Genomic DNA, 25,994 nt, shown 5'->3' with positions numbered 1-25,994 from the left:
CTGACCGTCGCCGCTGCGCGGACAGCCACTGCCGCTCGGATCATCCTTAACCACTCTGTACAGAGCCAAACAACGGCCTGCAGCGCCATGGCATACATACTGCTTTCTGACAGAACCATCAGAAAAGGAGGCAGGGTATGAACATTAACCGCACGGAGGCACTCGCCGCTATTAATAACAGCCTGAATCCGAAGCAGGAGAAACCGGCCAATACCGTATTTGCCGATCTGTTGCGCGTACAACAGCAGGCGCAGTCTTCTGCCACAGCTGCAGTCTCAGCACCATCATCTTCAGCATCGTCGGCTTCAACACCACCGGCCGTAACCTCTTCTGTTCCAGAGGCTACCAACGTCCAGGCGTCACCCGCGACAGAAGCAGAAACCGGTACCAAGAGCAGCGCCGTACAGGAATTCCGCGACTATATGGCAATGAGCGATGCCGAAAAAATGCGCGCGGCGGTGCTGAAAGAAATGGGGCTGACCGAAGAAGAGTTTGAACAGCTGCCACCGGAAGAACAGCTGGCCATCGAACAGAAAATTGTCGAGCGGCTGAAGCAGGAAACCGGCGTCAGCGATACCGGTTTTAATACCGAAGCCATCAGCCTGTTACTGCAGGAAGTGCCGCAGCCAGGCTGAGCTTATATTACTTATTCAGCACCCGCCGCACGCAGTGCCGCAGCATATTCTTCGCCTTTGCTGTGGCTCGCGATGGTTTGCAGAATGCTCACACCTTCTGCATTTTTTGCATTCAGGTTATGGCCTTCGGCTTTAAACAGTTCCACGTATTCGGCAAACACTTCCGGCACCATATGACGGTAAGCGCGGATGGCAGCGACGTAATCAGCATCGCTGCCGTCATAGCTGTTGGCGCTCAGAAATTCACGCAGCTGCGCTTCTGACCACTCACCACCAAATACTTTTTCTTTATCTTTCTTCTGCATGATTTTCTCCTGAGTATTCTGCTATCCGATTAATGTTGATCGCGTCAGCGAGGCAGTCAGTGCGCGGCAAAGGTCCGCGAGAAAGCGCAGTGTATACAGCCATACATGAGCATTTCGAGCGGAGCTTTAACAAAGCAATGACAACGCAGCTAGCGATCAAACTTTGCGGAACATTAAATCCCACACCCCATGCCCCAGCTTCTCACCGCGGTTTTCAAACTTGGTCAGCGGGCGGTGCTCCGGACGCGGTACGCAATTGCCCTTACCGGCAACGTTTTCATAACCTTCGGCCACATCCATCACTTCCAGCATATGCTCCATATAGGGTTCCCAGTCGGTCGCCATATGGAATACGCCACCCGGCTTTAAAATACGGCGGATGGTCTGGGCAAATTCGGCCTGCACAATGCGGCGCTTATGGTGCTTTTTCTTGTGCCACGGATCGGGGAAAAACAGCTGCACGGTATCGATGCTGTTATCCGGCAGCAGTTTCAGCACTTCGATCGCATCTTCTTTATAACTGCGCAGGTTGCTGATACCGGCTTCTTCCGCCAGATACAGCAGCGAACCAACACCCGGCAGATGCACTTCCACACCGATAAAATCTTTTTCCGGCGCGGCCGCCGCCATCTGCACCAGCGACTGGCCCATGCCATAGCCGATTTCCAGCACAACGTGGCCATCACGGCCAAATACCTCAACCGGATTAATCGCACCCTGCGCCAGCTCCAGACCCATCACCGGCCACTGCCGTTCGAGAGCGCCTTCCTGGCCTTTGGTTAAGCGCCCGGCACGGATAACAAAGCTTTTGATACCGCGGCGGTAAACCGGTTTGTCGCCTTCCGCAGCCGCTGCTGCCGGATTTTCATCATGTTCGCTCACGCTAACCTGCCTGAATAATTACAAAGAGTGTTGAGGTCTGCTTGCACTGACGAAACAGACCCTAAGGGGTTTTCAGCTTAACGGCCGCCACCAGCAGCGCCGACCAGCCCAGCAGCCAGCTGACACCGCCCAGCGGCGTGATCATACCCAGCGGCCGCACACCGCTCAGCGCCAGCAGATACAGGCTGCCACTGAACAGAATCAGCCCCAGCAACATCAGCCGCGCCGACCAGCTCAGCCAGCGCGATGGCTGCACCTGCAGCCACAGCGATAAGGCCAGCAGAACCACAGCATGAATCAGGTGATACTGCACCGCGGTCTGGTACACCGTCAGCATATCAGCGCTCAGTACGCCCTTCAGACCATGCGCTCCGAACGCGCCCAGTGCGACGCCGCTGAAGCCTGCGACGGAGCTAATAATTAGCGTTGTTCGGGAATTCATATCAGCAAGCCTAAAGCTAAAAGCAAATATTATAGAGGACGCGGATAGGTCGTCATAGCAGAGTATCAGGCGGTAGCTGATACAATCGGGTTCATCAGAATAGGGATGAAGAACCATGTTTGAAGCCTTCATAAATAAACTCAAGAGATCTGCCATGTCAGGGGAGATAATGCACTTGAGAACAGCTTGTCTGGCTATGGATCTGGCAGCACCGGGTTTAGCTGCTGAGGTTGCGGATTATATCCTAACCGGGCAACCAGAAAGCTGTTTGGGTAAAGTTAATCATTTGACAGAATCCTCCGGACACTACCCACCAGGACAGCTCATACTGCACAAGACTGATCAGAAATATGCAGATATGAACAAAAAAATATTCCACAGCCTGCCCAACTTCCTGATGTCGCCCGTGGTCCGGGATCCTTATGTTCTGAAACGGTTAGCAGAAGTGATTCACTTATGCACGGGTGATCATAAATTCCACAACATGCAGACCGAAATGAAAGGCTGGTTTGGCAATATGCTCCACCTGTTTGATACGTGTACAAACTGGTTTGACGTTGACAATAATCTATACAATATTCCATGCCCGGATCGCACAACCCTAATGGATGTAGCAAATTTATTCGGTGTTTCCCCGGATTTTGTAGACGCCTATATCCTCGAAGGCCAACCCGGTTGCTACCGCAACGGCAGTACCTTCATATCCTACCTGAGAAGAACAACTGACTGGCCAAAACTTCTTGCGACCCCGGACTACCAGAACAAAGTACAGGCCATGGAGGCGTCAGCGAGAGAAGCAATTTGCTATCAGTTGAAAAATATTAAAAGCGCGCTTTCACCTCAGCTTGTACCCATCGTAGTTCAGCTGCTGACTGACCGCTCAGTGGTTGTTCGTAAAGCCTCTGCCCCTCTTGCCGCCTTGCTTCCCTCTGACGATCTTTTCATCTATCTGAAAGAATGCTATGCCTCAGGAAAAGCTGATGCACGAAAGCGCTGGATTGATCTGACCGCAGAGTTACCCAGCGGCCGAAAGCTACTGGAACAGTGGAAGACCGTTGAGAATGTAACGTCTGTCCAGACCCATATTGAAAAGGCGATGAATCTATCAACAGTGAAGACGAACGCGTTCTCACTGCACACAGGGCCGATTCCACCCTATCAGCCTGAAGTGCATATACCCAGTGACTGGCACACCAAAATACGCGTAACAGCAGATGCCCTGATACAGGATGAGTCAGAGAAGAAGGCTGTGCTTGAAAGTCAGCTACGTAACACACCCGAGGCGAGGTTTAAACCATTATTGGAAAATGACTACTCATGGTGCTTAAAGCGACTGAGTAATTATCAAAGTATTGGGGAAAAGGATATTGATGAATACTTAAACTTCCTTCAGCGAGGAGCAGTGGTGTTCGACCATTCAAACGTTGCCAACGTTGCTCATAAATCCGGATTATTTAAAAATGGCGAAATTAACCTCTTAGTGTATTTAAGACAGTTATGGTGTTTAACAGGTCTCGACCGGGTAAATAGCGACAAGCAGCTATTATCATTAATTACAACTGAACTCACCGACCTCCGGCAGCTTGCACTGATATTCAGGCAACACAATCAGGATATCTCGTTATTTATTGCCAGGATCATGAATGCTCATGGGGCTCCCGATAAGCTGCCATTTGACCATCAAGCGGTATCCGTTTGGCAGTTTTTTACCGATAACCCGGAATACATTACACAGGGGTTAAATGGCAAACTTAATACCGACGGATACGTTGAAGAAGCTGCGGTTATAAAAAGGACGTTATTCCTCCTGAGTTTATTCCCTGAAATACCGGAAGAATGGGAAATAGGCCTTTATAAGCATGCACTGGAATCATCCGCAGATATCAGGACAACAGCACAGAACACAGCCCTGCAGCTGGGAATAAAACTATCCTACCTTACCCTGCCGCTGAGATCGGGCGCTAAAAATGTCAGAATTGTAGCCGCCAGATGGCTAACAAATCTGAAAGACAAGTCCGCAGTTCCTGAACTCTACTCTGCCCTTAAGCAGGAAAAGGACCTTACCGTTAAAGCAGCCATTCTCGATGCTCTGGAAAACTGTGGCGAAGATGTCACTCAGCTCCTGGACAGAGCCGAACTACTCGCTGATGCAGAACGGGGATTAGCACAAAGGCTGCCGTCGTCGCTGAAGTCATTCCCAATAGAGGAACTGCCAGCCATGTACTTTATCGACGGATCACAGGCATCGCCGGATTTGGTCTGGTGGTGGATTGTTTTAGCCGTAAAGCTGAACGAGCCTGAAGGTAACAGTCTTTTCAACCGATACACAGGATTGCTTGACGTCAACAGTCAGGAAAGCCTCGGTCTGTTCCTGATTTCTGCCTTTATATCAACAGACACATTAACAGCCAGTGATGAGGAGTGCGCCCAATACGCGCTCGACAATCAACAGCAGCGTTTAGACAAGTACAGGGACTATGGCAGCAAAAACAATATCGATGAATACAAAAATATTACACTGGATACGGTTTACGCCGAACTGTACAAAAAGAAGAAATCTGAACTCGTCGGCTCTTCGATCAAAAACAAGGGCATGCTTGGTTTAATACCCCGACTTAATGGTCAGTCTGCATTGCAGAAAATAGTGCCTTATATGAGTAAGCATTACCGCCGCAGGGCACAAATAGAAACCATTCTACTGGTTATCAGTCGGTTCGATGACGACTCTCTAATTCAGTTACTACTGGCAACCGCACAACGTTACCGAACGGAGTCGATTCAAAAGCTCGCTATATCCCTCGTCAATGCGTTAGCAAAAAGGAGGAACTGGAGTCCACTCGACCTCGCCGACCTGACCATACCTTGCGCTGGATTGGAAAGAAAAGATGCTCCAACAAGATTCAACTATGGCGCTCGTGAGCTGGCCGTCATTTTGTCGGGGGATTTAAAGTTACTGCTGCTCAATGAACTCGGCAATCCTATCAAGGCTCTGCCTGAAGCAAAGCCAAATGACGACGCTGAAGATCTGACTGAAACCAAGAAGTGGCTCAGCAACTGTAAAAAAGAACTGAAGCAAATCATCGAATTCCAGAGCAACAGGCTTATGGAATGTATGATTTCCGACCAGCGCTGGCCCCTCAGCGACTGGCAAGAGCGGCTTTTCAACCACCCGGTGATGAATCAGCTACTCCGTAGGGTGCTATGGCAGGCGAAGACCGGAAGCCATTGGACGACTTTTTATATCAACAGCGATGGCAGGTTTATATCTGTTTCTGATGAGGAACTGCTCCTGACGAACGCCTCACAGCTGCGAGTATTAAGTGCTAATCAAATATCAGAGGAAGAATGTTCGTTATGGAAAGCCTTCTTCAGGAAAAACAAAGTCAAACCTCTTTTCGAACAGCTGCACCGAGCAAACATAAGTACAACTACGACACAGACAGAACTGAATCATGCGTACGGCTACCTGACGGACAGCTTGACCCTGAGCAGAGTCATGGAAGCTTGTGGATATAAAGTAAGTCACTTTGACCATGATAAGTCCCGGTTCTATGAGTACTACAAACGCTTCCACCCATCGGGCATTACCGCGGTACTTGAGTTCAGTGGCAGCTACTCACCCCTGATCGAAGAAATTGTCGCGATATTTTCGATTACGTTTATCCACCGTGAGAGCGAGGGACCATTGCCTGCACCGGGCCGGAAGCTGAATCTGTCCGATGTTCCAGACAACCTGCTGAATGCAGTAGCGCTTGACTACGAGCTGCTAGCGCAGACCGCAAAGCCAGACGCAGACTGGCAGAGTAAAGTACTGTGACTGTACGCAAACAGTATGCGCCATGCAGTCCCTTCAGCTCTGAGTTAATATGTCGGACAAATTTTTTAACTGGTATTGGCTGTGAAATACACCGACCTGCGCGACTTTATTAAATCGCTGGAAAAACGTGGCGAACTGAAACGCATCCGTTATCCGGTTGATCCGCATCTGGAAATGACCGAAATCGCCGACCGTGTGCTGCGTGCCGGCGGTCCGGCGCTGCTGTTTGAAAATCCCAAAGGTTATGACATGCCGGTTCTGGCCAACCTGTTCGGCACGCCGAAACGGGTGGCGCTGGGCATGGGTGAAGAGTCGGTGGAAGCGCTGCGCGATATCGGTCAGCTGCTCGCGTTCTTAAAAGAGCCGGAGCCACCCAAGGGCATGAAAGACGCCTGGGAAAAGCTGCCGATCTTCAAAAAAGTGCTGTCGATGGGGCCGAAAGAAGTACGCAAGGCGCCCTGTCAGGATGTGGTGCTCGAAGGCGACGACGTCGACCTGAGCAAAATTCCGGTACAGCACTGCTGGCCCGGCGATGCCGGTCCGTTAATTACCTGGCCGCTGGTGATTACCAAAGGGCCGCATAAAGAGCGCCACAATTTAGGTATTTATCGTCAGCAGGTGATCGCTAAAAACAAGGTGATTATGCGCTGGCTCAGCCATCGCGGCGGCGCGCTGGATTTTCTTGAGTGGCAGAAGGCACACCCGGGCGAACCCTTCCCGGTGACTGTCGCGCTGGGCGCCGACCCGGCCACCATTCTCGGTGCCGTCACGCCGGTGCCGGATACCCTGAGCGAATACGCTTTTGCCGGCCTGCTGCGCGACAGCAAAACCGAGCTGGTAAAAAGTATCGGCAACGATCTGCTGGTGCCGGCCTCGGCCGAAATCGTACTCGAAGGGGTAATTCATCCGGGCGAGATGGCACCAGAGGGGCCATTCGGTGACCACACCGGCTATTACAACGAGGTCGATGAGTTCCCGGTATTTACCGTCGAGCGCATAACCCACCGCAAAGACCCTATTTACCACAGCACCTACACCGGCCGGCCGCCGGATGAGCCGGCCATTCTCGGCGTGGCGCTGAACGAAGTCTTTGTGCCGATTCTGCAGAAGCAGTTTCCGGAAATCGTCGATTTCTACCTGCCGCCGGAAGGCTGTTCCTACCGCATGGCGGTGGTGAGCATGAAGAAACAATACCCGGGTCATGCCAAGCGCGTGATGATGGGCGTGTGGTCGTTCCTGCGCCAGTTTATGTACACCAAGTTTGTGATTGTGGTCGACGACGACGTAAACACCCGCAACTGGGAAGACGTGATCTGGGCCATCACCACCCGTATGGACCCGGCACGTGACACCACGCTGATCGAAAACACGCCGATTGATTACCTCGACTTTGCCTCGCCGGTATCGGGCCTGGGCTCGAAGATGGGTCTGGATGCCACCAACAAATGGCCGGGTGAAACCAGCCGTGAATGGGGCACGCCAATCGTGATGGATCAGGACGTGAAAAATAAGGTCGACGAAATCTGGGATCAGCTGGGGTTATGACGCTCCATACCGTCACCTTCCGGCCATCCGGGGCGCGCATCCGCTGTGCCCCGGATCAGACCATCGCCGAGGCCGCGCTGCAGCAGGGCGTGATCGTGCCGGTCAGCTGCGAAAACGCGATCTGCCAGATCTGTCAGGGGGAAAGGCTTGCCGGAGCGTTCAGCTTTCGCAACTCTCTGGGTCAGACCATACTTGAGCAAGACAATCAGGTATTATGCTGCGTCGCCCAACCCCAGACCGATGTTGAGATATATATGGCCGATGTTTACGCCCCCAACCACAAGCCACAGGTCAGCCTGGCCTGTCAGATTCCTGCCGTGGAACTGCTGGGCGATGATATCTGGCGCATAGAATTACTTACCCCGGCCGGCAAGAGCGCCGATTTCTGGCCCGGCCAGTACCTGCTGCTGCACGTGCGTGATGAACAGGGTAACGAAGAGCAGGTGCCGTTCTCCATCGCCTGTGCACCGGGCAGCATGAACAACACCGATCCGCGTAAGATAGAACTGCACATCGCCAACAGCAGCGACAACGCCCTGCGCATTATTAACTTCCTGCGCGACGCCGTCGTAGCGCGCGTCACTCTGCCGGCGGGCGATTGCTTTATCAGCAAACTCTTTATTCAGCAGCACAAAGATCAGCCACTGGTCATGGTGGCAGCCGGCAGTGGTTTCTCACAGATTAAAGCCCTGATCGAAGGCGCGCTGGCGCTGAATCCACAGCAGGAAATTCACCTGTATTGGTCCAATCGTGGAGCCGAAGGCTTCTATCTGGCCAACCTGCCCCTGCAGTGGGCACAACAGTATGCGAACTTTCATTACCACCCGATTATCGAACAGCAGAGTGAAGGCTGGCATGGCCGCGCCGGCTGGATTTATCAGGTGATTCACGAAGACTTTGCCGATCTGAGCCAGGTACAGATGTTCGCCTGCGGCTCACCTAATATGGTGTACGGCACCCTCGATCAGCTGGCACCGCTGGGCCTGACCCTTGCCAATATGCACTCCGATGTCTTTGCCTATGCACCACGCGACTAACGATCAACTATCCCCTTACCTGCCAATCAGGAGCTTATATGAACTGGACCTTCACCATTAATCCGCAGCAGTTATGGGAAACCTATATTCTGCCCTGGGGTACACAGATAGTACTGGCGCTGCTGATTTTTATTATCGGCCGCATGCTGGCGGGCTTTGTTACCCGTACCACCACCAAAGCGCTTGAGCGCGCCCGCCTCGATCCGATTCTGATCAGCTTTCTGGCCACGGTGATGAACAGCACGCTGGTGCTGCTGGTTATTGTTTTTGCCCTGTCACAACTCGGGCTCGACACCACCTCGCTGGTTGCCCTGCTCGGTGCCGCCGGTCTGGCCGTTGGCCTGGCGCTGAAGGATTCTTTGTCACACTTTGCTGCCGGCGTAATGCTGATTGTGTTCCGGCCGTTCAAGCTGGGTGATTATGTTGAAGTGGGTGGCGTGGCCGGTTCGGTGGATAAAATCACCATTTTCAGCACCCGTCTGAAAACCCCGGACAACAAAGTCGTCACCGTGCCAAACGGCAATGTGTTCGGCAACACCATGATCAACTACTCCGAAGAAGCGACGCGCCGTATCGATATGGTGATCGGCATCAGCTATGGCTCCGATCTGTTAAAAGCGAAGAGCATTCTGGAAGAACTGGTCAAAGACCATGACAAAGTGCTGAAAGATCCGGCCTATAAAATTGCCGTGTCCGAGCTGGCCGATTCCTCAGTGAACTTTATCGTGCGCCCCTGGGTAAAAGCCGAAGATTACTGGGATGTACGCTTCCAGCTGACCGAAAGCATCAAGCTGCGCTTTGATGCCGAAGGCATTGAGATTCCGTTCCCGCAGATGGATGTACACTGGCATAAAGACGTCGCCTGATTCCTGCCCCGTCAGGCGCAGTTAACCGGCTTTCTGGTCAGACCAGCGCTCATCATTCAGCCTGGTCACCAGAAAATCGAGAAAACTGCGCAGCAGCGGCGACATCTGCTTACGGGTGGCATACACAGCGTAAATGCCGAGCTGTACCGGCTCGTAATCGCTGAGCAATGCCACCAGCTCACCACGTTCAAGATAATCAGCCACAGACCACACTGGCTGCAGGCTGATACCACCGCCAAGCAGGGTGTTGTGCAGCAGAAGATTCGACTGGTTGGCACTCAGATTACCACTCACCGCCACTGACTCTGGCCCCTCCGCTCCCCGGAACTGCCACAGGCTTTTGCCAAAATAGGTATAGGTCAGACAGTTATGGCGGGACAGATCCGCGACCTGTTGCGGAGTCCCCTGTTGTTGCAGGTAAGCCGGACTGGCGCACACCACAGAACGGCAGACACCCAGCCTGCGCGCCACCAGATTCGGGTCCAGATCATTGGTAATGCGTAACGCCAGATCAATCCCTTCTTCCACCAGATTCACGGTGCGGTCCAGCTGCAGAATCTCTATCGCGGTTCCCGGCCAGCGAGCCAGATACTCATGCACGGCATCCATCAACACCGCATGCGCCAGTGAATAGCTGCAGGTGATCCGCAATTGTCCGCGTGGCGCCTCGCCCTCATGGTTAGCGAGCTGCGCCATCTCTTCACCCAAAGCCAGCATGCCACGCGCACGCTGCAGGGCTTCTTCCCCCGTTGCCGTCAGGCTCTGGCGTCGGGTTGTGCGGTGCAGCAGCCGCGCTCCCATCCATTCTTCCAGCTCGGCCAGATAGCGCGACACCATGGCCCGGGACATATCCAGCCGTTCAGCAGCCGCACTCAGGCTGCCCCGCTCAACCACCGCAACAAAGACCTGCAACGCTGTCAGTCGATCCATAGATATGTCCGGATTATGCAATAGTGAAGTCACCATTATGCTGTATTTGATACTGATTTGATTCAATAGACTGGCTCCATTCACTCTTTCCAGTCAGAGAAACAACCATGAACAAACTCTTAGCTTTTATGACACTGGCAACCGCCGTGCTGAGCAACATAACAAACGCGGGGGCACTCAGCGTTCAGGTTTACAATCCCGGCGAGCAGGCCGTATTCCCGGTCACCTCGACCCTGATAAGCGGTGAAAAAGAAGCCATCCTGATCGATGCTCAGTTTGATGTGCACAATGGCCAGAAACTGGCCGGACTGATCAAAGCCAGTGGCAAAGTTCTGACGACCATTTTTATCAGCGGCGGTGATCCTGATTTCTATTTTGGTCTTGAGCCTGTTCTGGCGGCTTACCCCCAGGCCAGAGTGGTGGCCAGCCAGCACGTGGTGGATCATATTGTTAAAACCAAAGATGCCAAGCTCGCCTACTGGGGCCCGATACTCGCCGATGCGGCACCGCAAACGCTGACGGTGCCAAAGGTAATGACCAGTAACCAGCTGACACTGGAGGGCGAAAATATTGAGATAAAAGCAATGAACACCCCCAGCGCTTTTATCTGGATTCCATCGTTGAAAACCGCACTGGGCGGCGTGGCTATTCACAGTGGTCTGCACGTATGGATGGCCGACAGCCAGACCCCGGCTGCCCGTGCGCAGTGGCTTTCAACCCTGAACGGATTGCTTGCCCTGCAGCCTGAACGGGTGGTACCCGGACATTTTCACGGCGAGGAACCAGAGGGAGCCTCCGCCGTTCAGTTTACCCGTGACTATATCCTGCGCTTTGAGGCAGAGCTGGCCACAGCACACACCTCGGCAGACCTGATCAAAACAATGACGCAAGCCTACGCTCAGCTTCCGGCTGATGACGGCCTGACGATCAGCGCTAAAGTCGCGACCGGCGAAATGAGCTGGTAGCCTGATACATGAACGGCCGCAGGCACAGATTGCGGCCGTTCATGTCGCAGACGTTCGTCTATCCGACCAATGGTTAAAAGTCATTTATGCCATGCGGGAGGATGATAGCGGGCTGACTTTCAGGAGAGAGCCCTATGCCCGCTGCATTCTTCCGCACCACCATCTGCCTGCTGCTGGCACTGCCATTTGCCATGCCACAGGCCATTCAGGCCGCACCCGCCGGTGACAGCGTAAAACTCGGTCTCAACTATCCCTCCAGCGGGCGCTATAAAGAACAGGGCCTGGCTCAGGCGCGCGGCGCTTTACTGGCCATCGAAGAACTCAATGCCGGCAGCGGTATCCTTGGCCGCCCGGTTGAACTGCTGACCGCCAACTCCGCCTCTAAACCCGATAAAGCCGTCGAAAACGTCGATGCCCTCGCCGCGCAGAATGTATCCATGCTGTTTGGCGGTTCATCCAGTGCGGTGGCCATTGCTGCCGGTAAACAGGCTGCCAAACACGATCTGCTCTATTTCGGCACCCTGACCTACGCCAACGAAACCACCGGTGCCGAAGGGCATAAACACATGTTCCGCGAAACCTATAATGCGCACATGGCGGCCAAGGCACTGGCGTCTTATCTGAATGACAGCTTGCAGGGCAAAAAGCTGTTTTATCTGACCGCCGATTACAGCTGGGGCTGGTCGACCGAAGAGTCACTGCGCACCTTCACCAAAACCACCGATACCAGTGCTCACCCCGGCGTGCGTGTAACTTATCCGCGTCCGCGTGATGGTGATATGCGCACCGCACTGGAAGCCGCGCGCGACTCCGGTGCCGATGTACTGATGCTGGTACAGTTTGGTGATGATATGGCGCTGGCACTGCATGCCGCTCAGCAGATGGGCCTGAAAGACAAGATGACCATTATCGTGCCCAATCTGACCCTGGGCATGGCCAAGTCGGCCGGTTCCGGCATTATGGAAGGCGTTATCGGGGCTGTGCCCTGGTGCTGGCAGGTGCCTTACCGCTACGACTATCCGCAAGGCAAAGCCTTTGTTGAAGCCTTCGTGACTAAATACGGCGCCTATCCGTCAAGCTCTGCGGCATCCGCATACAACATCGTCTATCAGTTTAAGGCTGCCGCGGAACGTGCCGGTTCACTGAACACCGGCAAGCTGATCAAAGCGCTGGAAGGCCACCGCTACAGCAGCCTCAAGGATGAACAGGAATGGCGCGCCTTTGACCATCAGAACGTACAAAGCGTGTATGTGGTACGCAGCCGTCCGCGTAACGAGATTCTGCAGAGCAATCTGCACGAGGATTTCTTTGAGATTCTGGCCCGCCTGCCGGGCAACGAGGCCGCGCAAAGCCTGAGTGAATGGCAGGCCGAACGCCGCGCCGCGGGTAAACAACTGGCGCTGGAATAACGCCAGAACAATAACGGCCGGTCAGTGACCGGCCGCATCGTCCTCAGTTAACGCAGCGCCAGCTGGAAGTGCTCACAGGCACGGGATTCATTCCCTTCGGCCAGCAACACCTTACCCATTTCCGCATGCAGCTCCGGCAGGCCTTTGATACGCAAGCCGGTTTGCAGGTATTCCTGCGCCTTGTCGAGATCGTTGAGACGCAGCGCCAGACGCCCCAGAATCAGCAGCAGTTGTGGATCGTTCGGCCGCTCCTGTAACTGCTGCTCAGCAAACAACAGCTGGCGGCTGGCGTCTTCGCCTTTCAGTGTGCCGTACAGGCTGATCAGTTCATCGTGCCAGACGTATTTCAGTGCATTGCGCAGTTCATGCTCGGCCAGCGCTTCTTCGTTCTGCTCGATCAGCAGTTCAATATAGCGACGGGTGATCGGCAGTGAATAACGCAGCTGACGGGGAATATCGTGAAACAGGCGCTTCAGCTCCGCCACTCCCTGACCCGGGCGCTGGCCATGGCCACGCACCGCCCGTTCCAGCAATTGCAGGTGAACGTTCTCTTCCAGCTCTTTGATCTTATCGGCCGGAATTTTGGTGGCCTTGCGCAACAGCGGCAGCAGCTCGTGTAATGCCACCCAGTCCTGCAGGTCGAGGTAGGTTTTTACCAGCAGCTTCAGCAGGTAGGCATGTTTAGGGTGTTTCTGACGCAAACGCAGCAATACCGCCAGCGCCTGTTCTTTCTGGCCGCGCGAATTCAGCAACTCGGCCTGGGTCAGGCCGACGGCCAGCTCGGCGCCTTTGGTGCTCTGACTGGCGGCTTTCAGCCATTCATCGGCGGCTTCCATTTTGCCCTGCTCGTAAGCCGCGCGGGCCGCTGCCAGGTAATTGATTAACGGTGTATCGGAGTCGTCGGCGGTCAGGGTCAGCAGACGCTCGGCACGGCGCCACTGGCCCTGTGCCAGACTCAGCAGGCCGCGTGTGGTCTGACGGCGGGCACGCTGGTTACGGCGCTGACGGCGCCATTCGTTAAAACGCCAGTCGCTGCCCAGCAGCAACAGACTGAAACGCAGCAGCATGTACATCAGCAGCATGGCGATCATCACCAGACCGATAAAGACCCACAGACTGGTTTCCAGCGTGTAGTTATTCCAGCTCAGCAGTACGTAGCCGGCATCCAGTCTGACCAGTGTTCCGGTAATCAGCCCCAGCCCCACTGTAAGAACCAGAAACAGCAGCAATACCCTCATGCCGCATCCTCCGCGCCCACGGCCTTAGGCGCTACTGTGCCACGGCGCTGTTGTTCAACCAGAGTCTGCAGTTGCTGCAGCGAGCGGCTGATGTCCGGCAGTGCCGGGGCAACGTTCCACTGCTGTAACTCCTGCAGGGCATTGCGGGCCGCGCGGGTACGCTCATCATCGACAATCAGGTAGTCCTGCAGCCAGCCGCCAACACGCTTAAGGCTGTGCTGATAAAGATCAGCCTGCTGACGCAGCAGCGCTACCTGTGCCTGTTCCAGCATCAGGTGCATATTCTGCTGCAGATAATACTGCTGATCCGGCGTCAGCGGCGCGGCTACCGGCGCGCTGCGTTCACGGATACGGATCATGCCCTGCAGCGATGTACTGACGCTGTTCCACAGCTGCCAGTACCAGGTTTCGTCGCCGTCAGCCGCCGGCACTTCGGCCTCGGTGGCTGGCTGTTCGGCAATCAGACGATCAGGAATCCACGGCAGCTGGGTAATCTGTTCCTGCAGTGCCTGTACACGCAGTACGGCGCCGGTCAGGTCGATGGCCGGTGCAGTACGCAGCGCCAGCATTTCTTTTGCCAGGGTGGCGCGCACCGGGTTAAGACGTGGATTACGGGTTTCGGTCAGGACATTATCGGCCGCCTGCAACATGCTCAGCGCACCATCCCAGTCGCGCTCCAGCTGTAAGCGCTGATTGGCCATACGCAGCAGATATTCGGCTTCCGCCAGCAGCCAGTCCTGGCGCTCAGCGCCCGGCAGCTTGCCCAGACGGTCGGTATTGTGTGCGACCTGTTCCTGCAGCTGTGCCGACTGTTCATTCAGCGCTTTGGCCTGCGCCAGCAATTCGGCTTCTTTGGCGCTCAGTGCGGCTGCATTGTTCTGCGCCTGATCCACCCGGTCACGCAGTACCGCCAGCTCTGCGGCGGTATTCTGCTGCTGCGCCCAGCTCAGCCAGCCGGCATAGGCCGCAAGGGCAAACAGACCCAGCATCAGAACCAGATTGATCCATGACAGAGGGTGCGGACTGCTGCGCTGCGCGCTGCTGGCAGGAGCCTTTTCCTTAGCGGCTTTGGCCTTTACTGGCTTGGCAACCGGGGCGTCTGCGGCAGACTGATTATCCGTTCCCTTTTGTTCTGTGGTCACTGTCGGAATCCTTTGCTGTATCGCTGAATTGATATTCTTTTATTCTGCGCCGGGCCTTGGCGTGGCCCTGACACTGTTATTTGTTACTGCGCTGATTTGTTACTGCGCTGCCCGCCAGGCTTGCAGGCAAGCCAGCATATCTTCATCACGGGCACTGGCAGCCACCAGCACTTCGCGGTAACCGCGGCTGCGGGCTGCTGCTGCAACGCGTTCACCGGGCAACATAATGGCACTGACGCGCTGAGCCAAGTCGGGCACCTGTTGCTCAACAATATCCAGCGCCTGATTGCTGCTCAGCAGCAGCACCGGCTCACCGGCCAGCGTGCCGGCCCATTGCTGTGCGCTCCAGGCAATTTCACGGCGCTCGTACAGTTCGGCGTAATCGACTTCGGCACCACGGGCAGCCAGCTCTGACGCCAGTTTTTCGCGCCCGCCGACACCACGCCAGAGCAGCACTTTACGGCCACCGATCACATCGCTCTGCATCACCGGCAGCTCCAGCAGACCTTCGCTGTCGTAGGTTGTCACGGGTGAATGCACACTGAAACCTTCCCGCTGCAGTACTTCGGCGGTACTTGGCCCAACCGCACACCAATGTATACCCAGTGGCGGCTGCGGCCAATAACGGTCGAGCCAATCCAGACCAATAGCGGCGGCATTCATACTGATGGCGATCACCGCGGTGTAGTGGTCAATATCCAGAATACGCTGGCGCAAACCACTGGCCACCGCCTGTTCATCGTCGGCCAGCGGCACAATTTCAATCAGCGGATGATGGCGTACCGGAAAACCACGGGCACTCAGCTCAGCGATCAGCCCACCCGCCTGGCCGTCCGGGCGGGTAACAACGATGGGGATGGGGACAGCGACAGCCACGGTCATTACTTCACGTCATGGCCGTAAACAGCGGACAGGATAGCACCTGCACCCTGTGCTAACAGGTCTTCAGCCGCCGCAATACCCATGGCTTCGGCGTCTGCGGCCAGTCCGCTCTGCGCCGTACGCAGCATGGTTTTGCCATCCACACTACCGACCAGACCGCGCAGGCTGAGCGCATTTCCATCCAGCTCGGCGTAAGCGGCAATCGGCACCTGACAGCCCCCCTGCAGGCGACGGTTAAGGGCACGCTCGGCCAGCACACAGGCGGCGGTTTTATCATCGTGCAGAGGTTTTAACAGCTCATGGATGGCGCTGTCATTGGCCCGCCATTCGATGCCCAGGGCACCCTGGCCACCGGCTGGCAGCGATTGTTCGGCAGGAATAAAGGAGGCAATGCGGTCGTGCATTTCCATACGCAGCAGACCAGCGGCGGCGAGGATGATGGCATCGAACTCACCGGCATCAAGCTTGCTCAGACGGGTCTGCACGTTACCGCGCAGGCTTTTGATAATAAGGTCCGGACGCTGCTGCTGAATCTGACACTGACGGCGCAGGCTGGACGTACCGACCACCGCGCCCTGCGGCAGCTCATCAATGCTTTTATAGGTATTGGAGACAAAGGCATCGTGCGGGTTTTCGCGCTCGCAGATAATGCCCAGTTCCAGACCTTCGGGAAATTCCATCGGTACGTCTTTCATTGAGTGCACGGCGATATCGGCACGGCCGTCGAGCATCGCAACTTCGAGTTCTTTCACGAACAGGCCCTTGCCGCCGATTTTGGCCAGCGGCACATCGAGGATTTTGTCGCCCTGAGTGGTAAAGGTCACCAGCTCGACCACCAGCCCCGGATGCAGCGCTTCCAGACGGGCCTTGATATGTTCGGCCTGCCACATGGCAAGCGGGCTTTTACGGGTAGCAATGCGGAGCGTGGTTACGGCAGACATGACATTCCTTAACGCGGGTCAGGCCGGGCCTGACAATGAATTCAGAAAGTAATGCCGCATCATACCAGCGGGGAATGAATGGGGGTAATGATCTGGGTCGGGAGCGACACCAGAGCCTTGGTTACAGCTCCTTCATCACCCGCCGCACATCCGGCAGATGCCGGCGACTGACCGGAACGCCGTCAGCCAGGCCGCGTAAATACACCTTGTGACCACCACTGTTCAGAGCTTCAAGGCGTTCGATGCGGTTAAGCGCAACCAGTGCGCTGCGGTGTACGCGCACAAACAGGCCGGGGAATTCGTCTTCGAGCTGACGCAGGGAATCGTCGATCAGGGTTTCGCCGCCTTCGTGATGGACGTTGACATATTTCTGATCGGCGTAGAAATAAAACACCTCTTCCAGCGGAATCAGCTGCAGGCCATTGTGCGTACGCGCGCTCAGATGGGTGCGGCTGCCGGCGGGACGGGCGGCGGTCGCGGTGGCTTCGTTATCCGCCTGCGCGCCACTCTGCGCCAGCCATTCACTGGCGCGCTGCAGCGCGCGGCATAAGTCTTCTTTGCGCACCGGCTTCAGCAGATAGTCGATGGCTTTCACGGCGAAGGCCTGCAGCGCGTGTTCGTCATAAGCGGTGCAGAACACCACCAGCGGTGGTTGCGGCAATTCCTGTATCGCGGCGGCGGTATCCAGGCCGTTGCGGCCGGGCATCTGAATATCGAGCAGCACCAGATCGGCCCGATGCATACGCAGCCATGCCAGCGTTTCATCGCCGTTCCCGGCTTCTCCGGCACAGACAAAATCGTGGTGTTCCAGCAACAAGCGCTTCATGCGCTCCCGCGCCAGAGGCTCATCATCCACCAGCAGAACACGATAGGTCATACACTTCCCTTAACGGTTGTTACACCATCCGCCGCAGCCTGCGGCAAACGCAGACGGGCAATATATTCCCCGCCCAGATCGTCAACTTCCAGCCGCGCCTGTTCATCCAGTGCGGCCAGCCGCGCGCGGATATTATTATGCGCCAGACGGTTACCCGCTTCACCACTGCCCTCAGGTTTGCTGTTGCGGATGGTCAGCCACCAGGCGCCGTTATCTTCCGCCTGGCCTTCCTGTGCCAGCTCAACCTCAATCCAGCCGCCGCTGATACTCGGCTGAATGCCATGGTAAACCGCGTTTTCCAGCAATGGCTGCAGCAGTAACTGCGGTACTTTCAGCGCCGCCGGTAACGGCTGTGGTAATTTCCAGTTCACCTGCAGACGCTCATTGCCCAGCCGCACCTGCTCAATACCCAGATAACGGCGACCCAGTTCGATTTCCTGTGCCAGCGGAATCTGTGCGTCATCGTTATTCAGCACTGCGCGGAACAGCTGCGCCAGATCGAGCAACAGGTGTTCGGCCTTATCCGGATCAACGCTGATCAGTGAAGTCACGGTATTCAGGGTGTTAAAAAAGAAGTGCGGGCGGATATTGGCCTGCAGTGCCGCCAGCCGCGATTTCAGCTCGGCCTGGGTTTTCAGCCGCCATTGGCTCTGCACATAGAAATAACGCATCGCCATGGCGCCGAAGACGCCGGCAATCAGCAGGTTACGCAGTACCCAGGGCCAGTCGGTGTAAGTACGGTCGAGGGGCCATAACCACTCGCCGATCAGACTAACCCCCAGCGTTACCAGCTCGATCACCAGCAGTGCCACCAGCGAGGCCGACATCGCCGTTAACCGCGCCAGCAGCACCCGCAGCTGACACAGTATCGCCACCGACAGCAGACAAACCCACTGCACAAAGAACGACACCACGGTAAAACGCTGCCAGGAAAATTGCGGCAAACCGCTCTCGACCAGCGTCAGCGCCAGCACCAGCGCTTCGCTCAGCGCCAGCAGAATAATCACCGCACGGGTGTTGCACAGGTCAGGCAGGAAAAAGGCTTCCAGCAGCGCCTGCTGTCCACGGGCAGAAGAGGATGTTGAATGGCTGGCTGACAAAGTGATGATTCCTGAACTGGCGCGGAGCCTAAGTCTGTCGCCAGTACTGCAACAGGGCAAGCCTGCAAACGCTGAATGGCGGCAAAACAGGGACAGAGCGCTGCCGCAATGGTTATAATCCGCGCCATTTCCGATTCATGCACCAGTTTGAGGTACTCATGTCTGATCAATCATCCACCAATGCTTCCTGGGGCGGACGCTTCTCCGAACCGACCGACGCTTTTGTTGCGCGCTACACCGCATCGGTGGACTTTGACCGCCGCATGTACCGTCAGGACATTCAGGGCTCCGTCGCCCACGCCAAAATGCTGTGCAAAGTCGGCGTACTGACCGCACAGGAACGCGATGACATCATCCGCGGTCTGGAAGAAGTGCGTATCGAAATCGAGCGCGGTGACTTCGAATGGTCGGTGGCACTGGAAGATGTGCACATGAACATCGAAGCGGCGCTGACCAAAAAGATCGGCATCACCGGTAAGAAGCTGCACACCGGCCGTTCCCGTAACGATCAGGTAGCCACCGATATCCGCCTTTACCTGCGTGACGAAATCGACGTCATCAGCGCCGAGCTGACCCGCCTGCAGCAGGGTCTGGTGGAGCTGGCAGAAAAAGAAGCCGACACCATTATGCCGGGCTTCACCCATCTGCAGACTGCGCAGCCGGTGACTTTTGGTCATCACCTGCTGGCCTGGAACGCCATGCTCGAGCGCGATTACGCCCGTCTGCAGGACTGCCGTGCGCGTATGAACCAGCTGCCGCTGGGTGCTGCAGCACTGGCCGGCACCACCTACCCGATCGACCGCCATTACACCGCTGAACTGCTGGGCTTTGACGCGCCGACCGAAAACAGCCTGGATTCCGTATCCGACCGCGACTTCGCTATCGAATTCTGCTCAGCCGCGTCGCTGATCATGATGCACATGTCGCGCTTCTCCGAAGAGCTGGTGCTGTGGGCCTCTGCCCAGTTCCGCTTTATCGACCTGCCGGACCGTTTCTGCACCGGCTCCAGCATCATGCCTCAGAAGAAAAACCCCGACGTGCCGGAACTGGTACGCGGTAAAACCGGTCGCGTATACGGCCATCTGGTTGGCCTGCTGACGCTGATGAAATCGCAGCCGCTGGCCTACAACAAAGACAATCAGGAAGACAAAGAGCCGCTGTTCGACACCGTCGACACCCTGCGCGACAGCCTGCGTGCCTTCGCCGATATGGCGCCCAACCTGATTGCCCGCAAAGACGATATGCGCGAAGCCGCAATGCGTGGTTTCTCCACCGCCACCGACCTCGCCGATTATGTTGTGCGCAAAGGTATCCCGTTCCGTGACGCCCACGAAATCGTCGGTAAAGCGGTTGGCTACGGCGTGAAAACCGGCAAAGACCTGAGCGAAATGACACTGGAAGAACTGCAGCAGTTTTCCACTGAAATCACCGCTGACGTCTTTGATGTACTGACACTGGAAGGCTCGGTCGCGGCGCGTAACCATATTGGTGGCACCGCACCGGATCAGGTACGTGCCGCCGCGGCACGGGCGAAAACAGCGCTGGCGCAGCGCTAATCCGCAACAACGGGGAGTTTTATGGACAGCTTTAAACTGGAAGATATGGTACGCGGCTGGTTTGTCGGCGGCTTCGAACCAACACTCTACAAAACCACGGATGTTGAAGTCGCCGTACAGCATTTTAAGGCTGGAGATAAAGAAGCCAGCCATTGCCACAAAATCGCCACCGAAATCACGGTTATCGTCTCCGGACGGGCACGGATGAAAGGTCAGGAATACGGAGCGGGCTCAATCATCCGTATTGCGCCCGGTGAGTACACCGACTTTGAAGCTCTGGAAGACACCATCACCACGGTAGTCAAACTGCCGGGGGCACTGAACGATAAATATCTGGAAGAGAATGCCTGATGCTGAATATTGTTATCCCAATGGCAGGGCGTGGCAGTCGTTTCGCCAAAGAAGGTTATACCGATCCTAAACCCCTGATTCCGCTGTCGGGTAAACGCATGATTGAAGTTGTGATCAACAACCTCAAACCCTCCTGCGACCACCGTTTTATTTTTATCTGTCAGAACCAGCATCTGGCCGACTACGATCTGCAGAACAAACTGTGCAGCTGGGCTCCGGGGGCTGTTGTTATTGGTATTGATGGCATCACCGAAGGTGCCGCCTGTACGGTTCTTGAAGCACGGGATTACATCAACAACGACGACCCGCTGATGATTGCCAATTCTGACCAGTGGGTTGATGTGGATATTAACGATTATCTGAATTACATGGATGATCAGGCGCTTGATGGCCTGATAATGACGATGAAAGCCGACGACCCGAAATGGTCTTACGCCCGCGTAGAAGACAACGGCCGGGTTTCTGAAGTGGTCGAAAAAATTGTCGTCTCCGATGAAGCAACCGTTGGCATTTATAACTACCGCCATGGCAAAGACTTCGTCGCCAAGGCCGACAAAATGATTGCCAATAATGAGCGCTCTAATGGCGAGTTTTATGTCGCTCCGGTTTACACCTATATGTACCGCGAAGAAAACGCCAATATTGGTGTGTACAACATTGGCCGCGAAGCTGATGGCATGTACGGCTTAGGTATTCCGAGTGATCTGGATCTGTTCAAATCACTGCCGGTCTACCAGCAGGCAATTAACTTCTGATCATAAGAGAATCGCATGCAGATTATTTCTCACCGGGGCTACTGGCTCGACGCCACAGAAAAAAATACCGTCGCAGCGTTCCACCGTTCTTTTTCCATGGGATACGGTACAGAAACAGATATCCGTGACTGCGCCGGGAAACTGATGATCAGCCACGATATGCCGAACGGTACAGAACTGACGTTCGACGAGATGCTGGAAATATATCTGCGTTACGATCAGCGCCCGTGCCTGGCCTTAAACGTTAAGGCCGATGGTCTGCAGACTGCCGTGGCCCAGAGTCTGCAGCAGCATGGTATCGAAAACTATTTTATGTTCGACATGTCATTACCTGACACGCTGGGATATCTGCGCAACGGCCTGACCACATTTCTGCGTGCCAGTGAATACGAAACCCCGGGAGTTCTGCTGGATCAGGCCCAGGGAGTATGGCTCGATGGTTTTCAGCGACTGAACATTGATGCCGGTCAGTTACAGCAGTGGCTGTCTGCCGGTAAAAAGGTCTGCATCGTTTCTCCGGAATTACACCGCCGCGATGTTAACGACGAATGGTCAGAACTGCGCAACCTCCCCGGCGAGCTGCTGGAGAGCGATCATTTAATTCTGTGTACGGATATTCCGGAACAGGCAGAGAGGTACTTCCGTTTTGACTAAGGTTATTAAGGCCGTCATCTTCGATATGGACGGCGTACTGATTGATGCCAAAGACTGGCATTACGAAGCACTGAATAAAGCACTGCGTCTGTTCGGTTATGAAATTACCCGTCCCGAACATGAGATCACCTACGATGGCCTACCCACGCGCGACAAGCTGAATATTTTGTCCCGGGAGAAAGGTCTGCCACGGTCATTACATGATTTTATTAATGAGCTGAAACAGCAGTACACCATGGAAATGGTCAACAACCTGTGCCGGCCGATGTTTCACCATGAATATGCGCTGTCATCCCTGAGCAAACAAGGTTACAAGTTAGCCGTTGCCTCTAACTCCATCCGCAACTCCGTTGCCGTTATGATGGATCAGGCGCATCTGAAACCTTACCTTGAGTTTTTCATTTCCAACGAAGACGTCTCCAAAGGCAAGCCGGACCCGGAAATGTACAACCTGGCTATCTCCCGGCTGGGATTAAATCCGCAGCAGTGTCTGATTGTGGAAGATAACGAAAACGGTCTGAAAGCCGCCTATGCAAGCCAGGCTCACGTAATGAAGGTGGATTCTGTTTTTGATGTCACCTACGACAACATCAGAAACCGGATCTCTGAAATCGAGGGCGCAGCATGAATATTATTATTCCAATGAGCGGCGCAGGTCTTTACGAAGCCTCTGCCGGCGGGATTTACCCGAAAATTCTGACCGAAGTGGCAGGCAAGACGCTGCTCGAACATGCTCTGACTCCTTTTGCCGGCCTTGGCAGTGATGCCCGTTTTATTTTTATGGTGCCGAAAATCGAACGGAAAGCACTGTCGCTTGATGCCATCATCAAAATTGTTGTACCCGGCGAATACGACATCATCGACATCAACGGCGATACCGGTGGTGCACTCTGTACCTGCCTGCTTGCTCTGGATACGATGAATGCCGATGACGAGCTGATCATTTCCTCGGCCGACCATCACCTGAGCGAAGATATCAGTGCCGCTCTGGCTTTCTACCGCGAAAGCAAAGCTGACGCTGGCGTGCTGACTTTTGAATCCGTTCACCCTAAATGGTCTTACGCGCTTCTCAACGAACGCGCGGAAGTACGGCAGACCTCAGAGAAATTGCCGATCAGCCGCCATGCCATGGCCGGCTTTTTCTACTTCCGCCATGCGCGGGATTTTATCGAAGCGGCCAAAAGCGTTATCCGCAAACAGAATCAGATTAATGGTCAGTATTTTGTATCCTCGACCATCAACGAAATGATTCTGGCTGGCCAGACTGTTCTGGCAAAACCCCTGGCAGGCGGCGTTTACTATAATTTTTACGATTCCCATTCGATTAAAGTATTCGAACACGACATCACATTGTCGCGTCATGTTGTCGAAGAGAAATCCCGCGCTTATGTCCATGCATTCCATGCGATGGATCTTGACTCCGTTATGAACTTCTTCGATGACGATGCCACTCTCATTGACCCAGGCGTCAATCTCAGTGGAAAAGCGGCCATCCGCGATTTTCTGACCGGGCTTTTTGCTTCAGTGAAGAAGATCAATTTCATTGAGAAAAACATTCTGGTCGATGGCGAAAAATCCGTGATTGAGTTTGAACTGCAGATCGACGATCAGCGCTATATCGGCACCGATGTTATTCAATGGCAATCAGGTAAAATAAGCGCTCTGCGTGCTTACTTATATCAACAGGAAGACAAGAATGTCTGATAAACCTAAAGTTGCTTTCTGCCTGCATGGACTGGCCGCAGGTAAGAACTTTAAACACGGTGGACTGGAAGTCACCTTTGAAGCCGAGAGTGATCTGTACAAGCAACACATACTCGGCATCAATAATTGTGACGTCTTTATGCATAGCTGGAGTGTGGATGTTGCCGATCAGCTGAAAGAAATCTATCAGCCGCGCAAAGCGCTCTTCCAGAACAGTGAAGTCTTTTTTACGCCAACGCTTGGCGAGCGCTTTAAAGACTTTAAGAAGAAGTTACGCGGAAAGACCCGCGAGCTCTACCGCGTAAATAATATCTACAGCCGCTGGGCAACCTTTAAAAGGGCTGTCGATCTGGTTGGCCAGTACGAAGAAGAAAACGGTGTCAGCTACGACTTTATCATGGTCAGTCGCTTTGATATGTCACTGTTTGCCGATATCGATTTTTCCCGGCTGGACCCGGAGAAGTTCTACGCAGGCCGCTGGGTTGGTTTCCGCGATACCTCAGGCAAGGTGATTCCCGAAGAAAAAACGTTCAGCCATCCGGATAAATTTTTCCGCTATGAACGTGGTTTTCCGACAACCAACGAAGGACTTTCGGATTTCTGGTTTATTGCCAGCGCCGACAATATGAAACGCTTTGCTCAGATTTTTGATGAATTGGAGCAGCTGATTCCAAAAACTGCGACCAGCAATCATAAAATTGCTCTGGAAAAAGTCCGTCAGCTGGGGCTGATTCCAAAGCTGGAATTTATGCTGGAATTCTCCAAGGATTATCAGCTGACCCGCTGGCTTAACTGAGCCGAAGCCGCAAAGCGGTAACAAACGCCAGACAAAAAAAGAGCCTCAAATGAGGCTCTTTTTTATTGCGCAACAATCGCCACTATCAGCAGATTGTAGCCATCAGCAAATCGTATCCATCAGCGGATTTTATCCACCAGCGCTACCGCCAGCTCATCACCAATCAGCTTGGCAACTTCACGGGCGGCTTTCTGCCGGGCCACGTCTTCCAGCCCGGACACGCCTTTTGCCTGTTTGCTGAACGAGCTCAGCACACGACCGGCGCCATCGCGGATGGTAACGCGGCTGTCGGCAAACACGTAGTGGCTGCCATCTTTGGCTTTGCCGCTCAGCTGGGCGCTGATATCGAAGCGCAGGTCGGCGTCGCTGCCGTCCTGAATGCGCAGCCCTTGTGAGGTCAGCGCTTCGAGCACGCCGCCGCCAATGGTCTGGGCGCCGTCATCGAGCAGTTCGAGGCTGACCTGCAGCTGGTCGATCTGGGCGTAGATGCGGTCCTGCAGTGCTTTCAGTTCAGGACTTAAGGCCGGGGCCTTACGTTCCATGCTGATCAGCGTCAGGCGCTCACCCAAACGCTCACGCTTAGCGAACAGGGTCAGTGCCGGTAATAACGGCTGCAGCTGTTGCAGGCGGTTACCGCCTGGCTGCAGTTCGCCGATGGCGCTCAGTTCCTGTTCGATATCGTTCATATCGCGGCGCAGACGTGCGGCCGCGGCATTACGATCCAGCTCGGCCAGGGCGTAGGCATATTTGGCGTCGGTATGGGTTTCGCTGATCTGAACTTCGTCCAGCTCGGCCGGTGGCACCTGACTGCGCACATAGTTACGCACGGTACGCAGCACTTCGCTGTCGCGGTTGCTGCCGCTCAGCTCGACGGTTTCGCTGCTGAAGTCACCGCTGACGGTGACTTTAAGCTGCGATACCAGATCAATCCGCGCCAGTTCCGCCGCGCGTTTTACCGCATCGGTGGCACTGCCGTAGATTTCCATCGAACCGATGCCGTAGGCCATGCCGCGCATCTGCGGCGGCTGCGTTACCCAGGCCGGAGCTTTGCTGCTGCGGGCTGCGTCTTTGGCCGGTTTGGTGCTGTTGCCGACACAACCGGACAGCAGGCTGATGCCTGTGCCCAGTGCCAGTGCCGCAACCAGTAAGCGCTTAGCCACGGGCT

25 protein-coding genes are annotated in these 25,994 nt (G+C 54.9%); 14 read left to right on the top strand and 11 right to left on the bottom strand.

Annotated features, from left to right (window positions below; genetic code table 11):
* Window positions 1-137: 137 nt before the first annotated feature.
* Window positions 138-635, top strand: coding sequence for a hypothetical protein (locus MT343_RS00355; protein ID WP_145467196.1), 498 nt, complete (start codon window positions 138-140; stop codon window positions 633-635).
* 11 nt (window positions 636-646) lie between these two features.
* On the opposite strand, the gene MT343_RS00350 is transcribed toward MT343_RS00355, so the two are convergent.
* From MT343_RS00350 to MT343_RS00340, 3 genes are all read right to left on the bottom strand, one after another.
* Window positions 647-940, bottom strand: a complete 294-nt coding sequence (locus MT343_RS00350; protein WP_145467198.1) for a PA4642 family protein — start codon at window positions 938-940, stop codon at window positions 647-649.
* A gap of 156 nt (window positions 941-1,096) precedes the next feature.
* Window positions 1,097-1,822 carry a tRNA (guanosine(46)-N7)-methyltransferase TrmB gene (gene trmB, locus MT343_RS00345; RefSeq protein WP_145467200.1) on the bottom strand — a complete coding sequence of 242 codons (726 nt, stop codon included), beginning with the start codon at window positions 1,820-1,822 and terminating at the stop codon, window positions 1,097-1,099.
* Between the two features lie 61 nt (window positions 1,823-1,883).
* Window positions 1,884-2,264, bottom strand: coding sequence for a DUF423 domain-containing protein (locus tag MT343_RS00340; RefSeq protein WP_145467202.1), 381 nt, complete (start codon window positions 2,262-2,264; stop codon window positions 1,884-1,886).
* Between the two features lie 115 nt (window positions 2,265-2,379).
* Here MT343_RS00340 and MT343_RS00335 point away from each other — a divergent pair, with 115 nt between their 5' ends.
* The 4 genes from MT343_RS00335 (at window position 2,380) to MT343_RS00320 (ending at window position 9,529) form a co-directional block, all read left to right on the top strand.
* A complete protein-coding gene (locus MT343_RS00335) occupies window positions 2,380-6,081 on the top strand; it encodes a DUF4132 domain-containing protein (protein WP_145467204.1) in 3,702 nt (1,233 codons plus the stop codon).
* 81 nt (window positions 6,082-6,162) lie between these two features.
* The gene (gene ubiD / locus MT343_RS00330; RefSeq protein ID WP_145467207.1) at window positions 6,163-7,626 is read left to right on the top strand and encodes a 4-hydroxy-3-polyprenylbenzoate decarboxylase; all 1,464 of its coding nucleotides are present in this window, start codon (window positions 6,163-6,165) and stop codon (window positions 7,624-7,626) included.
* Window positions 7,623-8,663 carry a 2Fe-2S iron-sulfur cluster-binding protein gene (locus MT343_RS00325; protein WP_145467209.1) on the top strand — a complete coding sequence of 347 codons (1,041 nt, stop codon included), beginning with the start codon at window positions 7,623-7,625 and terminating at the stop codon, window positions 8,661-8,663. Before ubiD ends, MT343_RS00325 begins: the two co-directional genes overlap by 4 nt.
* Window positions 8,664-8,701: 38 nt before the next feature.
* Window positions 8,702-9,529, top strand: coding sequence for a mechanosensitive ion channel family protein (locus MT343_RS00320; RefSeq protein ID WP_145467211.1), 828 nt, complete (start codon window positions 8,702-8,704; stop codon window positions 9,527-9,529).
* A 21-nt stretch (window positions 9,530-9,550) separates the two neighbouring features.
* Here MT343_RS00320 and MT343_RS00315 read toward each other — a convergent pair whose 3' ends face one another.
* Window positions 9,551-10,459 (bottom strand): LysR family transcriptional regulator, encoded by a 909-nt coding sequence (locus MT343_RS00315; RefSeq protein WP_145467213.1) that lies wholly within the window; start codon window positions 10,457-10,459, stop codon window positions 9,551-9,553.
* Between the two features lie 107 nt (window positions 10,460-10,566).
* Between MT343_RS00315 and MT343_RS00310 the strand changes: the two genes are divergently transcribed.
* Window positions 10,567-11,424, top strand: a complete 858-nt coding sequence (locus tag MT343_RS00310) for an MBL fold metallo-hydrolase (protein WP_145467215.1) — start codon at window positions 10,567-10,569, stop codon at window positions 11,422-11,424.
* 134 nt (window positions 11,425-11,558) lie between these two features.
* Entirely contained in the window at window positions 11,559-12,833 is a 1,275-nt protein-coding gene (locus tag MT343_RS00305; protein ID WP_243989442.1) for a substrate-binding protein, read from the top strand.
* A 47-nt stretch (window positions 12,834-12,880) separates the two neighbouring features.
* On the opposite strand, the gene MT343_RS00300 is transcribed toward MT343_RS00305, so the two are convergent.
* The 6 genes from MT343_RS00300 to MT343_RS00275 all read right to left on the bottom strand — a co-directional run bounded on the left by MT343_RS00300 (window position 12,881) and on the right by MT343_RS00275 (window position 19,013).
* The gene (locus MT343_RS00300) at window positions 12,881-14,071 is read right to left on the bottom strand and encodes a heme biosynthesis HemY N-terminal domain-containing protein (RefSeq protein WP_145467217.1); all 1,191 of its coding nucleotides are present in this window, start codon (window positions 14,069-14,071) and stop codon (window positions 12,881-12,883) included.
* Window positions 14,068-15,213, bottom strand: coding sequence for a uroporphyrinogen-III C-methyltransferase (locus MT343_RS00295; protein WP_145467219.1), 1,146 nt, complete (start codon window positions 15,211-15,213; stop codon window positions 14,068-14,070). The genes MT343_RS00300 and MT343_RS00295 overlap by 4 nt, the downstream gene beginning before the upstream one ends.
* A gap of 99 nt (window positions 15,214-15,312) precedes the next feature.
* Window positions 15,313-16,089, bottom strand: coding sequence for a uroporphyrinogen-III synthase (locus MT343_RS00290; RefSeq protein WP_186435810.1), 777 nt, complete (start codon window positions 16,087-16,089; stop codon window positions 15,313-15,315).
* Window positions 16,090-16,094: 5 nt separating this feature from the next.
* Entirely contained in the window at window positions 16,095-17,036 is a 942-nt protein-coding gene (gene hemC / locus MT343_RS00285; RefSeq protein WP_145467223.1) for a hydroxymethylbilane synthase, read from the bottom strand.
* A gap of 121 nt (window positions 17,037-17,157) precedes the next feature.
* The gene (locus tag MT343_RS00280; RefSeq protein ID WP_145467225.1) at window positions 17,158-17,913 is read right to left on the bottom strand and encodes a LytR/AlgR family response regulator transcription factor; all 756 of its coding nucleotides are present in this window, start codon (window positions 17,911-17,913) and stop codon (window positions 17,158-17,160) included.
* Window positions 17,910-19,013, bottom strand: coding sequence for a sensor histidine kinase (locus MT343_RS00275; RefSeq protein ID WP_145467227.1), 1,104 nt, complete (start codon window positions 19,011-19,013; stop codon window positions 17,910-17,912). Before MT343_RS00275 ends, MT343_RS00280 begins: the two co-directional genes overlap by 4 nt.
* Before the next feature lie 158 nt (window positions 19,014-19,171).
* On the opposite strand from MT343_RS00275, the gene argH reads away from it, so the two are divergent.
* Genes argH through MT343_RS00240 form a run of 7 tightly spaced genes read left to right on the top strand, consistent with a single transcriptional unit; the run spans window position 19,172 to window position 24,829 of the window.
* Window positions 19,172-20,569 carry an argininosuccinate lyase gene (gene argH / locus MT343_RS00270; RefSeq protein ID WP_145467229.1) on the top strand — a complete coding sequence of 466 codons (1,398 nt, stop codon included), beginning with the start codon at window positions 19,172-19,174 and terminating at the stop codon, window positions 20,567-20,569.
* A gap of 21 nt (window positions 20,570-20,590) precedes the next feature.
* On the top strand, window positions 20,591-20,920 hold the full coding sequence (locus MT343_RS00265) for a cupin domain-containing protein (protein ID WP_145467231.1): 330 nt from the start codon (window positions 20,591-20,593) through the stop codon (window positions 20,918-20,920).
* Window positions 20,920-21,675 carry a glycosyltransferase family 2 protein gene (locus MT343_RS00260; protein WP_145467233.1) on the top strand — a complete coding sequence of 252 codons (756 nt, stop codon included), beginning with the start codon at window positions 20,920-20,922 and terminating at the stop codon, window positions 21,673-21,675. The genes MT343_RS00265 and MT343_RS00260 overlap by 1 nt, the downstream gene beginning before the upstream one ends.
* A 15-nt stretch (window positions 21,676-21,690) precedes the next feature.
* Complete coding sequence (locus MT343_RS00255; RefSeq protein WP_145467235.1) at window positions 21,691-22,329, top strand: hypothetical protein; 639 nt, start codon at window positions 21,691-21,693, stop codon at window positions 22,327-22,329.
* Window positions 22,322-22,957 (top strand): HAD family hydrolase, encoded by a 636-nt coding sequence (locus tag MT343_RS00250; protein ID WP_145467237.1) that lies wholly within the window; start codon window positions 22,322-22,324, stop codon window positions 22,955-22,957. Before MT343_RS00255 ends, MT343_RS00250 begins: the two co-directional genes overlap by 8 nt.
* On the top strand, window positions 22,954-24,033 hold the full coding sequence (locus MT343_RS00245; RefSeq protein ID WP_145467239.1) for a nuclear transport factor 2 family protein: 1,080 nt from the start codon (window positions 22,954-22,956) through the stop codon (window positions 24,031-24,033). The genes MT343_RS00250 and MT343_RS00245 overlap by 4 nt, the downstream gene beginning before the upstream one ends.
* Window positions 24,026-24,829, top strand: a complete 804-nt coding sequence (locus tag MT343_RS00240) for a hypothetical protein (RefSeq protein WP_145467241.1) — start codon at window positions 24,026-24,028, stop codon at window positions 24,827-24,829. The genes MT343_RS00245 and MT343_RS00240 overlap by 8 nt, the downstream gene beginning before the upstream one ends.
* A gap of 119 nt (window positions 24,830-24,948) precedes the next feature.
* Here the strand turns inward: MT343_RS00240 and MT343_RS00235 are convergent, their stop codons facing one another.
* On the bottom strand, window positions 24,949-25,989 hold the full coding sequence (locus tag MT343_RS00235) for an LPP20 family lipoprotein (protein WP_145467243.1): 1,041 nt from the start codon (window positions 25,987-25,989) through the stop codon (window positions 24,949-24,951).
* Window positions 25,990-25,994: the final 5 nt, after the last annotated feature.

The organism is Venatorbacter sp. C2-1 (assembly GCF_022832715.1).
Classification (GTDB): domain Bacteria; phylum Pseudomonadota; class Gammaproteobacteria; order Pseudomonadales; family Oceanobacteraceae; genus Venatoribacter; species Venatoribacter alkanivorans.
The sequence above is the reverse complement of the archived record's forward strand: the minus strand, read 5'-3'. Positions and strand labels throughout refer to the sequence as shown.

What these genes read in the sequence shown, in the direction of transcription:
- MT343_RS00260 (WP_145467233.1), top strand. Translation starts at nt 20,920, where the DNA reads ATGCTGAATATTGTTATCCCAATGGCAGGGCGTGGCAGTCGTTTCGCC.
- hemC (WP_145467223.1), bottom strand. Translation starts at nt 17,036, where the DNA reads ATGTCTGCCGTAACCACGCTCCGCATTGCTACCCGTAAAAGCCCGCTT.
- MT343_RS00340 (WP_145467202.1), bottom strand. Translation starts at nt 2,264, where the DNA reads ATGAATTCCCGAACAACGCTAATTATTAGCTCCGTCGCAGGCTTCAGC.
- MT343_RS00350 (WP_145467198.1), bottom strand. Translation starts at nt 940, where the DNA reads ATGCAGAAGAAAGATAAAGAAAAAGTATTTGGTGGTGAGTGGTCAGAA.
- MT343_RS00280 (WP_145467225.1), bottom strand. Translation starts at nt 17,913, where the DNA reads ATGACCTATCGTGTTCTGCTGGTGGATGATGAGCCTCTGGCGCGGGAG.
- MT343_RS00265 (WP_145467231.1), top strand. Translation starts at nt 20,591, where the DNA reads ATGGACAGCTTTAAACTGGAAGATATGGTACGCGGCTGGTTTGTCGGC.
- argH (WP_145467229.1), top strand. Translation starts at nt 19,172, where the DNA reads ATGTCTGATCAATCATCCACCAATGCTTCCTGGGGCGGACGCTTCTCC.
- MT343_RS00355 (WP_145467196.1), top strand. Translation starts at nt 138, where the DNA reads ATGAACATTAACCGCACGGAGGCACTCGCCGCTATTAATAACAGCCTG.
- MT343_RS00335 (WP_145467204.1), top strand. Translation starts at nt 2,380, where the DNA reads ATGTTTGAAGCCTTCATAAATAAACTCAAGAGATCTGCCATGTCAGGG.
- MT343_RS00315 (WP_145467213.1), bottom strand. Translation starts at nt 10,459, where the DNA reads ATGGATCGACTGACAGCGTTGCAGGTCTTTGTTGCGGTGGTTGAGCGG.
- MT343_RS00240 (WP_145467241.1), top strand. Translation starts at nt 24,026, where the DNA reads ATGTCTGATAAACCTAAAGTTGCTTTCTGCCTGCATGGACTGGCCGCA.
- MT343_RS00255 (WP_145467235.1), top strand. Translation starts at nt 21,691, where the DNA reads ATGCAGATTATTTCTCACCGGGGCTACTGGCTCGACGCCACAGAAAAA.
- MT343_RS00320 (WP_145467211.1), top strand. Translation starts at nt 8,702, where the DNA reads ATGAACTGGACCTTCACCATTAATCCGCAGCAGTTATGGGAAACCTAT.
- MT343_RS00310 (WP_145467215.1), top strand. Translation starts at nt 10,567, where the DNA reads ATGAACAAACTCTTAGCTTTTATGACACTGGCAACCGCCGTGCTGAGC.
- MT343_RS00245 (WP_145467239.1), top strand. Translation starts at nt 22,954, where the DNA reads ATGAATATTATTATTCCAATGAGCGGCGCAGGTCTTTACGAAGCCTCT.
- MT343_RS00305 (WP_243989442.1), top strand. Translation starts at nt 11,559, where the DNA reads ATGCCCGCTGCATTCTTCCGCACCACCATCTGCCTGCTGCTGGCACTG.
- MT343_RS00325 (WP_145467209.1), top strand. Translation starts at nt 7,623, where the DNA reads ATGACGCTCCATACCGTCACCTTCCGGCCATCCGGGGCGCGCATCCGC.
- MT343_RS00300 (WP_145467217.1), bottom strand. Translation starts at nt 14,071, where the DNA reads ATGAGGGTATTGCTGCTGTTTCTGGTTCTTACAGTGGGGCTGGGGCTG.